This window comes from Deltaproteobacteria bacterium, assembly GCA_021159305.1.
Classification (GTDB): domain Bacteria; phylum Campylobacterota_A; class Desulfurellia; order JAGGSF01; family JAGGSF01; genus JAGGSF01.
Genome location: JAGGSB010000006.1, coordinates 1 through 13,362, shown reverse-complemented (window position 1 = coordinate 13,362; position 13,362 = coordinate 1). Strand labels below are relative to the sequence as shown.

General features: G+C 37.0%; 17 protein-coding genes. 5 read left to right on the top strand and 12 right to left on the bottom strand.

Annotation, left to right across the window (positions count from 1 at the left end; all coding sequences use genetic code 11):
• The first annotated feature begins 436 nt into the window (after positions 1 to 436).
• The 5 genes from J7J10_00470 (at position 437) to J7J10_00450 (ending at position 4,931) form a co-directional block, all read left to right on the top strand.
• Complete coding sequence (locus J7J10_00470; GenBank protein MCD6129420.1) at positions 437 to 2,257, top strand: PAS domain S-box protein; 1,821 nt, start codon at positions 437 to 439, stop codon at positions 2,255 to 2,257.
• On the top strand, positions 2,254 to 3,033 hold the full coding sequence (locus J7J10_00465) for a response regulator (GenBank protein ID MCD6129419.1): 780 nt from the start codon (positions 2,254 to 2,256) through the stop codon (positions 3,031 to 3,033). Before J7J10_00470 ends, J7J10_00465 begins: the two co-directional genes overlap by 4 nt.
• The gene (locus J7J10_00460) at positions 3,030 to 4,490 is read left to right on the top strand and encodes a response regulator (protein ID MCD6129418.1); all 1,461 of its coding nucleotides are present in this window, start codon (positions 3,030 to 3,032) and stop codon (positions 4,488 to 4,490) included. Before J7J10_00465 ends, J7J10_00460 begins: the two co-directional genes overlap by 4 nt.
• Before the next feature lie 86 nt (positions 4,491 to 4,576).
• Positions 4,577 to 4,753 (top strand): hypothetical protein, encoded by a 177-nt coding sequence (locus J7J10_00455; protein MCD6129417.1) that lies wholly within the window; start codon positions 4,577 to 4,579, stop codon positions 4,751 to 4,753.
• A 1-nt stretch (position 4,754) separates the two neighbouring features.
• Positions 4,755 to 4,931 carry a Trm112 family protein gene (locus J7J10_00450; GenBank protein ID MCD6129416.1) on the top strand — a complete coding sequence of 59 codons (177 nt, stop codon included), beginning with the start codon at positions 4,755 to 4,757 and terminating at the stop codon, positions 4,929 to 4,931.
• Positions 4,932 to 4,996: 65 nt separating this feature from the next.
• Here the strand turns inward: J7J10_00450 and J7J10_00445 are convergent, their stop codons facing one another.
• The 12 genes from J7J10_00445 to ribD all read right to left on the bottom strand — a co-directional run bounded on the left by J7J10_00445 (position 4,997) and on the right by ribD (position 13,245).
• The gene (locus J7J10_00445) at positions 4,997 to 5,545 is read right to left on the bottom strand and encodes a hypothetical protein (GenBank protein MCD6129415.1); all 549 of its coding nucleotides are present in this window, start codon (positions 5,543 to 5,545) and stop codon (positions 4,997 to 4,999) included.
• Complete coding sequence (gene mnmA, locus J7J10_00440; GenBank protein ID MCD6129414.1) at positions 5,521 to 6,549, bottom strand: tRNA 2-thiouridine(34) synthase MnmA; 1,029 nt, start codon at positions 6,547 to 6,549, stop codon at positions 5,521 to 5,523. Before mnmA ends, J7J10_00445 begins: the two co-directional genes overlap by 25 nt.
• 63 nt (positions 6,550 to 6,612) lie before the next feature.
• On the bottom strand, positions 6,613 to 7,239 hold the full coding sequence (nth, locus tag J7J10_00435; protein MCD6129413.1) for an endonuclease III: 627 nt from the start codon (positions 7,237 to 7,239) through the stop codon (positions 6,613 to 6,615).
• Positions 7,221 to 7,556: a molybdenum cofactor biosynthesis protein MoaE gene (locus tag J7J10_00430; GenBank protein ID MCD6129412.1), complete on the bottom strand. Its 336-nt coding sequence runs from the start codon at positions 7,554 to 7,556 to the stop codon at positions 7,221 to 7,223. The genes nth and J7J10_00430 overlap by 19 nt, the downstream gene beginning before the upstream one ends.
• On the bottom strand, positions 7,557 to 8,201 hold the full coding sequence (gene elbB, locus J7J10_00425) for an isoprenoid biosynthesis glyoxalase ElbB (GenBank protein MCD6129411.1): 645 nt from the start codon (positions 8,199 to 8,201) through the stop codon (positions 7,557 to 7,559).
• 2 nt (positions 8,202 to 8,203) lie between these two features.
• On the bottom strand, positions 8,204 to 8,782 hold the full coding sequence (pyrE, locus tag J7J10_00420) for an orotate phosphoribosyltransferase (protein ID MCD6129410.1): 579 nt from the start codon (positions 8,780 to 8,782) through the stop codon (positions 8,204 to 8,206).
• On the bottom strand, positions 8,769 to 9,485 hold the full coding sequence (pyrF, locus tag J7J10_00415) for an orotidine-5'-phosphate decarboxylase (GenBank protein MCD6129409.1): 717 nt from the start codon (positions 9,483 to 9,485) through the stop codon (positions 8,769 to 8,771). Before pyrF ends, pyrE begins: the two co-directional genes overlap by 14 nt.
• On the bottom strand, positions 9,421 to 9,852 hold the full coding sequence (gene nusB, locus J7J10_00410; GenBank protein ID MCD6129408.1) for a transcription antitermination factor NusB: 432 nt from the start codon (positions 9,850 to 9,852) through the stop codon (positions 9,421 to 9,423). The genes pyrF and nusB overlap by 65 nt, the downstream gene beginning before the upstream one ends.
• Before the next feature lie 2 nt (positions 9,853 to 9,854).
• The gene (locus tag J7J10_00405) at positions 9,855 to 10,313 is read right to left on the bottom strand and encodes a 6,7-dimethyl-8-ribityllumazine synthase (GenBank protein MCD6129407.1); all 459 of its coding nucleotides are present in this window, start codon (positions 10,311 to 10,313) and stop codon (positions 9,855 to 9,857) included.
• Positions 10,314 to 10,322: 9 nt separating this feature from the next.
• Complete coding sequence (locus tag J7J10_00400; protein ID MCD6129406.1) at positions 10,323 to 11,522, bottom strand: bifunctional 3,4-dihydroxy-2-butanone-4-phosphate synthase/GTP cyclohydrolase II; 1,200 nt, start codon at positions 11,520 to 11,522, stop codon at positions 10,323 to 10,325.
• The gene (locus J7J10_00395) at positions 11,522 to 12,160 is read right to left on the bottom strand and encodes a riboflavin synthase (protein MCD6129405.1); all 639 of its coding nucleotides are present in this window, start codon (positions 12,158 to 12,160) and stop codon (positions 11,522 to 11,524) included. Before J7J10_00395 ends, J7J10_00400 begins: the two co-directional genes overlap by 1 nt.
• Positions 12,145 to 13,245, bottom strand: a complete 1,101-nt coding sequence (gene ribD, locus J7J10_00390) for a bifunctional diaminohydroxyphosphoribosylaminopyrimidine deaminase/5-amino-6-(5-phosphoribosylamino)uracil reductase RibD (GenBank protein ID MCD6129404.1) — start codon at positions 13,243 to 13,245, stop codon at positions 12,145 to 12,147. The genes J7J10_00395 and ribD overlap by 16 nt, the downstream gene beginning before the upstream one ends.
• Positions 13,246 to 13,362: the final 117 nt, after the last annotated feature.

Below are 13,362 nucleotides of genomic sequence, written 5' to 3'. Positions count from 1 at the left end.
ATACAACATTTTCTTTCTTTTTCTGTCGCATTATGAAAATTTATGTTAAGAAAATACGAAATATTATGCGTTTGGAAAAAACAATGTTTTTTCCTCATGTTTATCTGTGTAAATCGGTGCTAATCTGTGGCTAATATTCTTCCTTTCTACTTCAGAATTACCTTTCCCTCTGTCATTCCCGCGAATGCGGGAATCCAGAGGCTTAAATTCTTCTTTGCTTCAGAATAATTAGTTTATGGCTTTTCTATATAACTATCAACTCCCCCCATGTTTATCTGTGTAAATCGGTGGTAATCCAGAGGCTAAATTTTTCATTTTTGGAACGGTTTTTGCTGTTTAAGTTGGTTGTAATTGGGTTTGATTATTATATTAAAAGGATTATTATGTCAAAAGGTGATATAAATAAATTAGACTTAATTTTTATAAAAGTATGATTATGAGTGAAAGATTTAAGATTTTGACTATAGCTGTCCTTATAGTCCTTTCCTGTGTTTTAATTTACTATTTTCATGCGGTATTTAAGACTGAAACTATCTTTATTCACTTCTTCTATATTCCTGTCATTCTCTCTTCTCTCTGGTGGCGAAGAAAAGGTTTGTTCATAGCTGTGTTTTTGGCTGTGGTTTTAATTCTCAGCCATCTTTTATTCCTGAGCACAAACATCTCAGGTGATATAATTCGTGCTGTTTTTCTGGTGGTAGTCTCTTATGTCATCGGGTCTATTTGCGAAAAAAAAGAGGAAGAAAAAGGAAAGATTTCACAGATAGTTCATGGAAATTCCATACCTTCTTTTGTAATTGACAATAAACATAGAGTAATTTACTGGAACAAGGCTCTGGAGTCCCTCACCGGCATAAAAGAGGAAGAGATAATGGGAACTGATGAACAATGGAGGGCATTTTATACTGAAAAAAGACCGTGTATGGCAGATTTGATTGTAGATGGAGCATCAGAAGAGGAGGTTGAAAAGAATTATAAAGACAAATACAGAAAGTCTTCCTTAATTGATGGGGCTTATGAAGCAATAGATTTCTTTCCTGAGATAAAAAAATGGCTTCGTTTTACCGCTAATTCTATTACAGATATAAACGGTGAAATTGTAGGTGCGATGGAAACACTGGAGGATATTACTGAAAGAAAACGAGCAGAAAAGGAGTTGATAAGGGAACGAGATTATATTCGCCATTTGATGGAAACCTCTCCTAACTTTCAGATTCTCATAAACAAAGAAGGAAAAATCATAGATGCAAATGAGGCATTTGAGGAAATTGTTAGAAAGAAGGTAAAAGGCACATCTATTTATGAATATTTACCCCAGGAAAAGATAGATGAAATTATACATGAGGTATCTGAAAAAGGGAAAATTAAGAATTTTGAAATCACAACAGAGATACCAGGAAGGGGCGCTTTTGCTTGTAATGTTTCTGCCACCTCATCTTTCTCCTTAAATGGTAAACCAATAATCTACATGGGAGGTATAGATATAACAGAACGAAAGAAAGCACAACAGGAGAGAGAAAAGTTGGAGATGCAATTGGTGCATACCTCAAGACTCTCTTCTCTGGGTGAGATGGCTACAGCAATAGCTCATGAGATAAACCAGCCCTTGACCATTATCTCTACTGCTACAGAGGGGCTGTTGAGAGATATAGATAAAAAGCGTTTAAACTTCGGTCTTCTTCCTCAGGATTTGAAAGATATAATGCAAAATGTTAAACGGATAGACAAGATTATCAGTCATATGCGTATATTTGCCAGACAGCCGGAAGAGGTAAAAACTGTTAAGCCTGAACAGCTTTTGAGTAATGCTTTTACATTGATAGAGGAACAATTCAGGGTGCATAATATCTCTGTTTCATACGAGATAGAGAAGAATTTACCCTTAGTTGAGGTGGAACCAAATCAGATAGAGCAGGCATTTGTGAATATACTCACCAATGCTCGTCAAATTCTGGATGAAAAGGGTATTGAAGCAGAAAAAGAAGGAATAAGTTTTCAGAAGAAAATCAGATGCAGTACCTCAAGAAAGGGCAACAATGTAGTCTTTGAGTTTGCAGACAATGGGTATGGGGTGCCAGATGAAATTAAGACGAAGATATTTGAACCATTTTTTACCACAAAGGAGGTGGGCGAAGGCACTGGTCTGGGTCTTTCTATCACTTATGGTATTATAACCCGAATGAAGGGTAAAATCTGGGTAGAGGATAATGAGATGAAGGGTGCAAGCTTTAAAATAGCATTGCCTGTGAAGGAATGAGAATACTTATTATTGATGATGAGATAGAAATCTGCCAGCGTCTAAAGAGAGAGTTGGAGAAAGAGGGTTATAGTGTTGATTATGAAACTTCGTCTTCTCATGCTCTAAAAAAATTAAAGGAAGCAAAAAAGAATAACAAACCATTTCATCTCTTGCTTCTCAACATACAGATGCCAGAGATAAACGGACTTAGTCTCCTTTCTCATATTAGAAAAGACAAGTTAGGCATTGAAGTGATTATTATAAGTGGCTATCGTGATGAAAAGAAGGTAATTGAGGCTATCCGCCTGAAGGCGAGGGATTACCTGAAAAAACCCATTTCTCTAAATGAATTGGATACAGTGGTAATCCAGGTGGAGGAACTGTTAAAAAAACAGGAGCTTTACAATATTTTGGTGGTAGATGATGAGAGGGAACTGGCAAGGCTTGTTAAACGAGAACTGGAAAAGGAAGGATGGAAGGTAAAAGCGGCATACAGTGCAGAGGAATGTCTGAATTATTTTAAGAAAAATAAAATTGATGTGCTGATTACTGATATTAAGATGCCAAAGATGAATGGTCTGGAGATGCTGGAAAGATGCAGGGAAATTACAGATGATTTTGTGTCTATTATCATTACCGGACACGGTGACTATGAAAAAGCTATGAAGGCTTTGAAATTAGGTGCCTTTAATTATTTGAAAAAGCCTTTTCCCCTAAATGAACTCATTATCTCTGTAAAGGAAGGAATTGAGCAGCTTAATATTCATCGGTTTAAAAAGGCAGGCAGGAAATGAGAGTACTTATTGTTGATGATGAGATAGAAATCTGCCAGCGTCTAAAAAGAGAACTGGAGAAAGAAGATTATGAAGTTGATTGCAGCATACGAGCATCTGGTGTTTTGGAAAAGTTAAGAGATGCTCAGAAGGAAAATAGGGCTTATGACTTGATGCTTTTAGACATTCGTATACCGGAGATAAATGGGCTTATCCTGTTGAAGAAAATCCGAGAAGAAAAGATAGATGTAGAGGTTATTATAATCACGGGTTACGGTGATGAAGAGAAAGCAATAGAATCCATGCGTCTGGGAGCAGTAGATTTCTTAAGAAAACCTATCTCTTTAAAAGAATTAAGCATGGTTGTGTTTCGTATTCAGCAGAAAAGAGCAAAGAGAGAACCTGTAAAAGAGCGCATTTTGATAGTGGAAGATGAGAGAGGGTTATGCCACCATCTGAAGCGGGAACTGGAAAAAGAAGGATGGAGAGTGGATGTTGCCTATGATGGTATAGAGGGTTTAGAATTTTTTAAAGGCAGTCATATAGATGTCGTTGTAGCAGATATCAAGATGCCGAACATGAATGGTCTGGAGATGCTGGAAAGATGCAGGGAAATTACAGATGATTTTGTGTCTATTATCATTACCGGGCATGGCGATTATGAAAAAGCTATAGATGCTTTGAAATTAGGAGTGTTTGATTACTTGAAAAAACCCTTTTCCTTAGAGGAATTTATCACTTCTGTAAAAAGAGGGATAGAATTTCTCTATTTGCATAGGGGACTTTCTGCCCGTGAGAGAGAATTAGAGATAGAAACTGCGATAAAAGAACATTATGCCCGTGACATGGAGAAGATGGTTGAAAAGAAGACAAAGGAGTTAGAACAGAGTTATAAAAAACTACAAAAAATCATGGAAGAGGTCATAAACGCCATGGCGCTTATGACAGAGATGAGAGACCCTTACACTGCCGGACATCAGCGGAGGGTAGCTGAGCTTGCATGTGCTATTGCTGAAGAAATGGGATTTTCTAAAGAGAGGATTAACTGGGTTCGGATAACAGGAATTATCCATGATATTGGCAAAATTTCTATTCCTATCGCTATTTTAAGTAAGCCTGGTCAAATAAGTGAGATTGAATTCAACATGATCAAAACCCATCCTCAAGTAGGTTATGAGATAATAAAAAATATAGATTTTCCGGCACAGGTAGCACAAACTATACTTCAACACCATGAAAGGATGGATGGTTCTGGTTATCCAAATGGTCTCAAAGGTAAAGAGATTATACTGGAAGCAAGGATTTTGGGTGTGGCTGATGTGGTTGAGGCTATGTCTTCTCACAGGCCTTACAGACCCGCTCTGGGTATAGACAAAGCACTGCAGGAAATATCAGAAAACAGAGGCATCCTTTATGACCCTGAAGTAGTAGATGCTTGTTTAAAAGTTTTTCAAAAAGGTTTTAAATTTTCAACTTAGAAGGGACTAAAGGGGTCAGGTCTGATCCCTTTTTATCCTTTTTTTTTGCTTGACAGGTGTTCTCAATGCAAGGTAATATAATTTGCATGGAAAGTGTAGAAAAAATAGAAGAAGCTATCCTAAAGGCGGCAAAAGACGAAAAGATAACCTGCAAACAATGTATGGAAACAGCAAAAGACTTTAATGTGTCACCAAAAGAAGTAGGAAAACTTGTAAACAAGTTGCACATTAAGCTAATAGAATGTCAGCTCGGATGTTTTTGAAATGATTTCTAAGGAACTTTTGGAAATCCTGGTTTGCCCAAAGTGTAAGGGAGAGTTAAAATTGACCAAAGAAAAAGATGGTCTTATATGCGAGAGGTGTAAGCTTATCTATCCTATAAAGGAAGATATTCCTATAATGCTCATAGAAGAAGCAAAACCTCTAAATGAGCATAAGTAATTTCAGTATTTCTTCTTCTCATCCTAAAGAGGTTAAATTCTCATTAAATATGCTGTTTACAATTGTCAGCCTTCCTCTAATAGTGAGCCTGCTTTAAAATGTATTACCTTTATACATCCTCTCTTAAGAATGACCCTCCCCTGCTCTGTAAATCCGCATTTATTGAAAATTTCATTCCCTCTATCCAAATATCTACAAGCATCTTTGTCCGTTATATTCAAGACAAACTTAAAAAAATTGCCTGCTATACCTTTGGGCTGAGCATAATCAACAACAAAAACGCTGCCGTCGCTCACCAAAGCCTCTTTAATGTCTCCTAATAATTTTCCCAATTTTTCATCACCTAAAGCATGAGCCATCAAAAAAAGAATAAAAATATCGTATTTGTCCTCAAACTGTATGTCCTCCTCTTCCTCTATATTGTATTCTGTAAAATTCTCTTTGGAGTTTAGACTTTCAAGCACAAGGGATTTTAAATAATTTACAGTTTTATAGACCACGCACACCCTATCATAAGGATTAAACTTGATAAATTTCGCTATGTCTAACAAGTACCTTTCATAGCGAAAGTGATTTAGTATATTCTTCCTTATTTTACGATACGGTATATCCATCCTCCCCCCAACAATGTATCATCAAAATAAAATACGGCAAATTGACCGGAAGTAACTGCTCTCTCTTTTTCTCTTAATCTGACTACGCACTCATTATCTTTTATATCTATCATAGCCTTTTTGGGTCTGGTTTTGAAACGCACCTGGCACAAAACCTCTCTTCCTCTAAAAAAATTCTTCTTCACAAACAAGTTGCAATCTTTAACAAGGAACACTCTATTATAGAGTTCTTTTTCTTCCCCTACAATGATTCTATTTTTTTTTACATTTATCTTTATAACATACCGCGGAGTATTACCCACCTTTACTCCTTTTCTCTGTCCAATGGTGTAATGAGAAATACCATGATGGCAGCCAACAACATTGCCCTTTGTATCTAATATTTCTCCTTCCTTCGAAGGGAAAAATTGTTCAATGAATGTCCTGTAATTTTTGTATACAAAACACAAATCTTTACTCTCTATAAAATCGTGAAAACCAAAATCCAAAATCTGTTCTCCTATCCATTTCTTTTTATAATTATCTAAAGGAAATACCAGCCGCTTAAGCATATCTTGATCTAAGCCGCACAAAAAATAAGATTGGTCTCTGTTTCTCCCTCTCACAATAGAAAAGCTGTCATTTTTTCTACATATATTAGCGTAGTGTCCGGTAGCCACAAAAAGAGCCTCTTCCTTATCAGCTTCCTCAAAAAGCAATGGAAATTTTACCTTGCTATTACACGCGATGCAGGGGTTAGGCGTAAAACCTTTCTTATAACTTTCCACAAAATATTTTACCACCTTTTCTTGAAAAACGGATTCGGCATCTTTCACTATCAATTCTATGTTTAGTTTGTCAAGTTTCTCATGCAAAAGTCTTCCTCTCTCCTCGTCTTGCGAAGAAAACTTGAGCATCACAGCTTTAACTGCAAGACCCCATTCCTTCAATAACAGACAGGTATAAAAACTATCTATGCCGCCCGACACCCCTACAATAACTTTTCTTGAATTAAACACAGGCATGTTAAAAAAATTGGCGATATGTTTGAATAGTTTCTTTCTTTATTTCAGGAAAATAATTATTTATTATTTCTTCTCCAGACACACATCTTTTAAGAAACACTTTTCACACTCAGGCTCTCTTGCTTTACAGATATATCTACCTAAAAGAATCATGCCTAAATACAAATCCTTCCACTTTTCTTTGGGACAGATGTGCATCAAATCTTCTTCTATCTTCTCTGGTTTTTTTTGTTGAGACAAGGAAAGTCTTTGGGCAACTCTGGCTACATGGGTATCCACAGAAATTGCGGGAATGCTGAAGGCGCAAGACAAAACCATATTTGCCACCTTTCTTCCCACCCCGGGCAATCTTATAAGCTCTTCACGGCTCTTAGGCACCTCTCCATCATATTCAGAAACCAGTATTTTACACATTCCATATATATATTTTGCTTTAGTTTCATACATACTTACAGAAGATATATATTTTTTAATCTTTTCTTCTCCTGCATTCACAAAATCCTGCGGACTATGAAGAGCAGAAAACAACCTTTTTGTTACAATATTTGTCTTTTTATCGGTATATCTTGCAGACAGCATCGCAGCTATCAAAAGCTCAAAGGGAGTAGAAAAATCCAATTCTACACTGGGATTTTTATAATGTTCCAATATTCTTTTTACGATCTGTTGTTTCATATCTCTTGTTCGGATATTGTCTCTTTAACCTCACCTATAATCTTTTCCATCACAGGGAAACAATTTTTTCTAAAATCTGCAGCTACAAGCACCTGCATAATGTCTTCGCCTACTTTTAGTTTCCCTTCATTTATTTTTATTTTGCAATAAAAAATGCCCTTTTCTCTCCTTGCTTCGTTTTCTATATCATTTATCTTTTTTTTATCTGCCTTTACTATCAGTCCGTTTACAACATCACCCTTTTTTGATGTTGCTCTTACTATGCCATTATGCAAAAGAACTATGCCTACCTTATGATTCTTTTTTGCCTCCCTTATCCAATCCTCAATCACTTAAGCCAACTCTAACACCTTGTCTACTAATCTTCCTATTCCCAAAGCAACCTTAGAAATGGAAGGTCCTAACATATAAGCAGGAGTAGAAACTACATTGTTTTTCTCATCAAAAGCAATATCATCTACATCTCTTACCACATGTTTTCCGCCCATCTTCTCAATGGCAGCTGCAGTATCCTTGTCACTGCCTATAGTCACTTCTGCATGTAACACTTTGGCGGCGATAACAGGGGAAATACAAATAAATCCTATTGGCTTGCCTGCTTCATGTATTTCTTTGATTAATCTTTCTACATCAGGATTTACAGTGCAATCTGCACCTTTTACCGCAAAATTGCACAGGTTTTTTGCAGCACCATATCCACCAGGAAAGATTAAAGCATCCAAACCTGAGGCTTTGATTTCTTTTATATCTTTGATATCCCCTCTTGCTATTCTTGCTGCCTCCACCAAAACATTTCTCGTCTCATCCGATGGCTCACCTTTTAAGTGATCAATAACATCCAGCTGATCTACATCTGGAGCCATACAAACAATTTCTGCACCTGCTTTGTCCAGAAAATACAGTGCAAGTGTAGCTTCATGAATCTCGCTACCATCCATAACACCCGAACCTGCCAAAACAACACCTACTTTTGCCATTTTTACCTCCTTAAGCCTTTGCTTCCTGGTTTAATTAAAGGCATGCCTTCTTTACACAATGGACAATCTTTTGGTTCATAATTTTCTATATTTAGCTTTAGCAAATAAGCATAGGGAATAGAAGGTGCAAAATCTGCACTTCTATCCACCAGTACACCCAGTCCTACCACCTCTCCTCCATATTCTATCACCAAATTTATAACCTCTTCCACTGAACCACCGGTGGTAACCACATCTTCCACCACCAATACCTTTTCTCCTTTATCTATAGAAAATCCCCTTCTCAATGTAAATACACCGTTTTGTCTCTCCGTAAAAATAGCCTTAACATTCAGTCTTCTTGCCACCTCATGAGCCACAATAATACCTCCCACAGCAGGGGCAATTACAACATCTACATTTTTATCTAAAAATTTTTCTGCCAAACTGCTGCACAGCATCTCGGCAACAGACGGATATTGCAAAACAAGTGCAGATTGTAGATAATAACGGCTGTGCAGACCAGAAGACAAAAGAAAATGCCCTTCCATGAATGCTCCATATCTCTTATATAAACTTAAAACATCATCAGCTTTCAGCACTGTCCATCTCCTCAACAATCTTCAATGCAGCTTCTTTAGGGTGAAGATGTGTATAAATAGGTCTACCTACAACAATATAATCCGCACCACTCTTTATCGCCTCATAAGGGGTGGTAATCCTCTTCTGGTCATTTTTTTCTGACCATTTTGGTCTTATTCCTGGTACCACTGTAATAATATCTTTATTAAAATCCTTAATAAGAGAAATTTCATTCTGCGAAGCAACTATTCCATCAATGCCTGCATTAGAAGAATTCTCCACCATCTTTAATACCACATCTTTCAACTTTTCTCTAATGAGAAGCTCACTATGCAATTCTTCCTCTCCTATACTGGTTAATATGGTAACAGCAAGAACTAACGGACCCTTTTTCCCCTTTTCATCTTCATATCTTTTTACTCCATCCATTGCACTTTTCATCATCTTATATCCCCCCAGGCTATGGACGGTTAACATATCCACACCAATTTTTGCCGCCTGATAACAAGCCCCATAAACAGTGTTGGGTATATCATGGTATTTCAAATCCAAAAATACCTTACATCCCTTTTCTTTCAAATCATAGACAAGCCCCGGTCCAAAACGGGTAAAGATCACCGAACCTACCTTGAAAAATTCTATGAAAGGCAAAACCTCTTTAACTAAACTGTATATTGCTTCTCTCTCCTTGATGTCCAGAGCGAGAATTAATCTTTCTTTCATCTTTTTTTACCTTATCTAAAACAGCATTTATAAAAGCCCGCGTATTTTCACCACCAAATGTCTTTGCTAACTCTATCGCCTCATTAATTACCACCTTATAGGGGGTCTCTTTACAAAATAAAAGTTCATAAACAGCAAGGCGTAAAATATTCTTATCTACAATATATAAATTTTGCCATTTTTTAGTAGAATAACACTTAATTATACTATCTATATGTTCTTGATGCGATTTTACACCATCAAAGAGCTCCTTAGCAAAAATCTTATCCTTCTCCTTAAGAGGTGTAAAATGTTCTTCAATTTCATTCACATTAGCATCAGCATATAAAGCCTGCAAAACAGCTATTCTTGCCTTTCTCCGAGACATTATTATATTTTCTTATAGAGATTGACCATCTCTATAAGACTCACTGCGGCATCAAACCCTTTATTTCCCATCTTTGTTCCTGCTCGTTCTATTGCCTGTTCTATTGTGTCTGTAGTTAAGATACCCATCGCTACAGGAATATCCGCCTTTAAAGCCACAGAACTAATACCCTTGATTGTTTCATTGGCAATAAAATCAAAATGTGGGGTTGCTCCCCTGATTACAGCACCCAAACAGATAATACCATCATATTTTTTACTATTTGCCATTCTATTCAAGACATATGGTATTTCAAATGCGCCCGGCACTTTAACCACTGCAATATTCTCTTCCTTTCCATTGTGTCTTACAACAGCGTCTATTGCTCCTTCCACCAATCTTTCCGTAATAAAACTGTTAAACCTGCTTACCACAATACCAATTTTCAAACCTACAGCATCCAAATTCCCCTCAATGTTCATAATTACTCCTTAAACCCGATTTAATATATGCCCCAATTTATCCTTCTTTGTTTTAAGATAACGCCTGTTTATTTCATTAGGTTCTATCTCAATAGGCACTCTCTCTACAATTTTTAAACCGTATCCCTCCAATCCTATTACTTTTTTAGGATTGTTTGTCAAAAGTCTCATATTCTTTATGCCTAAATCTACTAAAATTTGTGCACCTATACCATAGTTCCTCAAGTCTGGCTTAAATCCCAATTTTATATTGGCTTCCACCGTATCCAATCCTTCATCCTGTAAAGTATAGGCCTTAATCTTATTTGTAAGCCCAATACCTCTTCCCTCCTGTTGCAGATATACCAATACTCCCCTTCCTTCATTCTCTATCATTTCCATCGAACGATGCAATTGTTGACCACAATCACACCTTAAAGAACCCAATGTATCCCCCGTAAGACAGGAAGAATGCATTCTCACTAAAACGGGTTCCTCTGTAGCCACTGTTCCTTTTACCAAAGCTATATGTTCAAAATCATCTATCTCATTTTTATAGACAATAACACGGAAGTTACCATACTGAGTAGGAAGCTCTGCTTCCACCATTCTTTTTATCAACCTTTCATTTTTTAACCTATATTTTATTAAATCGGCAATAGTAATAATCTTTAAATTAAAGCGAGAGGCAAAATCCATAAGCTGAGCACGGCGAGACATAGTCCCATCCTCATTCAATATCTCACATATCACACCTGCTGGTATGAGCCCTGCCAAGCGGCACAGGTCCGTAGAACCTTCCGTATGCCCCGCCCTTACCAAAACACCACCCTTTTTTGCCCTTAAGGGAAATACATGTCCGGGCCTACTCAAATCTTCAGGTTTTGTATCTGGTCTTATCGCCTCCTGAATAGTATAAGCTCTATCATAAGCAGAAATGCCGGTAGTTACATATTTTTTAGCATCTATAGATACGGTAAATGCCGTCTTAAATTTGTCATTTTCATCTATTGTCATCAAGTTAAGATTAAGCCTGTTTGCCATTTCCTCTGTCATAGGCAGACAGATGAGTCCCCTCCCATATTTCGTCATAAAGTTGATCTTGTCCGGTGTAACAAACTGAGCTGCCATTACCAGGTCACCCTCGTTCTCCCTATCCTCATCATCAACCATGATGACCATCTTCCCTTCCCTAATATCTTTAATAGCTTCATCCATCGTGCCAAACATCACATCCCCTTCATAAAACCATATTTTTCTAAGAAATCTTCATCTATCTCTCTTCTTTGTAAAAATCTCTCTGCATACTTTGCCAATATGTCCACCTCAATATTTACTAAATCTCCTACTCTCTTCCTTTTTAAACTGGTAATATTAAATGTATATGGAATAACTGCAATTTCAATACTATCCCCTATTATATCGGCTACAGTAAAACTTATACCATCTATAGCAACAGAGCCTTTACTTACTATATATTGTAGCAATTTCTCATCTACATAAACACCAAGTCTATAAAAATCACCAGACGGAAAAAGCTTAACAATCCTTCCTATGCCATCTACATGACCTAAAACGAAATGTCCGCTGATTCTATCCTTTAAACCCAAAGAACTTTCTATATTTACCATATCTCCTGCTTTTAAATAAGAAAATGTAGTCGTACTTAGGGTTCTCGGAGAAACATCAAAAGATAGCAGATTATCTTTTTTCTCTACAGCAGTTAAACATACACCATTGACCGCAATGCTATCCCCAATGTTTACCTCTTCAGTCATCTTTTCTATACCTATAATTAACCTTTTTCCTCTGCCTTTCCATGAAATGTTTTTTATCTTTCCAGTGCACTCAATTATCCCGCTGAACATGGTTTGCCTTCCACTAAAATATCCTCACCAAACATCCTGCATTTTATATCTGTCAATCTCGGAGACTGAGATAAGCTATTGGGTGCATCACAGCCTATGGCATTAAAAGCTCCGTGAGAACCACACAGTATAGGTCCATAAAACAAAAAGCACTTATCCACCAAGCCTTCTTTTATAAACGAGCCGTGAACAAGTGAACCACCTTCTATCAGTACACTGCATATATTTAAGGAAAAAAGTTTTTGAGAAAGGTCATGCAAATCAATTCTCCCGTCTTTCGCCTTGCATTTGATTATCTTTACACCTATCGCTCTTATCTTTCTCTGCTTATCACTATCCGCCTCTTTCCCGCAAGCAATAAGAATTTTTCGAGGATAGATACTAAAAATCTTGGAAGAAAGAGAAATTTTCAAAAATGTATCCAATATGATACGAAAAGGTTGCCTGATCTTGCCCTTCAATCTGCAGGTTAAGAGAGGATCATCCATATGCACGGTATTTATACCTACAAGAACAGCAGTATAATTAGACCTTAGAAAATGAGCATGTAAACGCGCCTTCTCACCCGTAATCCATTGAGAATTTCCGCCTCTTAGGGCTATGAGCCCATTCAAAGTCATAGCTGCCTTCAACGCATAAAATGGCCTTTTTTTATCTATATTCGTTATAAACACCTCATTCAATTCTCTTGCTTCCTTTTCCAGCACACCAATTTTCGTTTCTATCCCTTTCTGTTTTAAAACAGCTATACCATGAGAAGATCGAGGATTGGGATCTTCCATCGCCACCACAACCCTCTTTATGCCACTATTCAAAATAGCCAGTGTACAAGGTGGTGTTCGCCCATAATGATTACACGGCTCTAATGTTACATACATCGTTGAACCTAAAAGCTTCGTTTTGTCTTTTACGCTCTTTATTGCCTCCACCTCTGCATGGGAAAGACCAACTTTTCTATGGTATCCTTCACCAATAATCTCTCCATCCTTTACAATCACCGCTCCCACTACAGGGTTAGGGCAAGTTTTACCTATTGCTTTTTTTGCCAACTGTATCGCTCGACTCATATATCTCTCATCATTCATGTTCTTAAAAAATACAAGACGCTTTATATTTTGTCAAAACAAATCTTTGATTTGTTTGATATGTTTGATTTGTGTCAAAAAATCCTCCTTTGAAGATTTTACGACCAAATCTTTGAT

Bases quoted from the DNA above. Each gene is read 5' to 3' on its own strand.
- J7J10_00470 (MCD6129420.1), top strand. From the start codon at position 437: ATGAGTGAAAGATTTAAGATTTTGACTATAGCTGTCCTTATAGTCCTT.
- J7J10_00465 (MCD6129419.1), top strand. From the start codon at position 2,254: ATGAGAATACTTATTATTGATGATGAGATAGAAATCTGCCAGCGTCTA.
- J7J10_00460 (MCD6129418.1), top strand. From the start codon at position 3,030: ATGAGAGTACTTATTGTTGATGATGAGATAGAAATCTGCCAGCGTCTA.
- J7J10_00455 (MCD6129417.1), top strand. From the start codon at position 4,577: ATGGAAAGTGTAGAAAAAATAGAAGAAGCTATCCTAAAGGCGGCAAAA.
- J7J10_00450 (MCD6129416.1), top strand. From the start codon at position 4,755: ATGATTTCTAAGGAACTTTTGGAAATCCTGGTTTGCCCAAAGTGTAAG.
- J7J10_00445 (MCD6129415.1), bottom strand. From the start codon at position 5,545: ATGGATATACCGTATCGTAAAATAAGGAAGAATATACTAAATCACTTT.
- mnmA (MCD6129414.1), bottom strand. From the start codon at position 6,549: ATGCCTGTGTTTAATTCAAGAAAAGTTATTGTAGGGGTGTCGGGCGGC.
- elbB (MCD6129411.1), bottom strand. From the start codon at position 8,201: ATGGCAAAAGTAGGTGTTGTTTTGGCAGGTTCGGGTGTTATGGATGGT.
- pyrF (MCD6129409.1), bottom strand. From the start codon at position 9,485: ATGAAAGAAAGATTAATTCTCGCTCTGGACATCAAGGAGAGAGAAGCA.
- nusB (MCD6129408.1), bottom strand. From the start codon at position 9,852: ATGTCTCGGAGAAAGGCAAGAATAGCTGTTTTGCAGGCTTTATATGCT.
- J7J10_00405 (MCD6129407.1), bottom strand. From the start codon at position 10,313: ATGAACATTGAGGGGAATTTGGATGCTGTAGGTTTGAAAATTGGTATT.
- J7J10_00400 (MCD6129406.1), bottom strand. From the start codon at position 11,522: ATGTTTGGCACGATGGATGAAGCTATTAAAGATATTAGGGAAGGGAAG.
- J7J10_00395 (MCD6129405.1), bottom strand. From the start codon at position 12,160: ATGTTCAGCGGGATAATTGAGTGCACTGGAAAGATAAAAAACATTTCA.
- ribD (MCD6129404.1), bottom strand. From the start codon at position 13,245: ATGAATGATGAGAGATATATGAGTCGAGCGATACAGTTGGCAAAAAAA.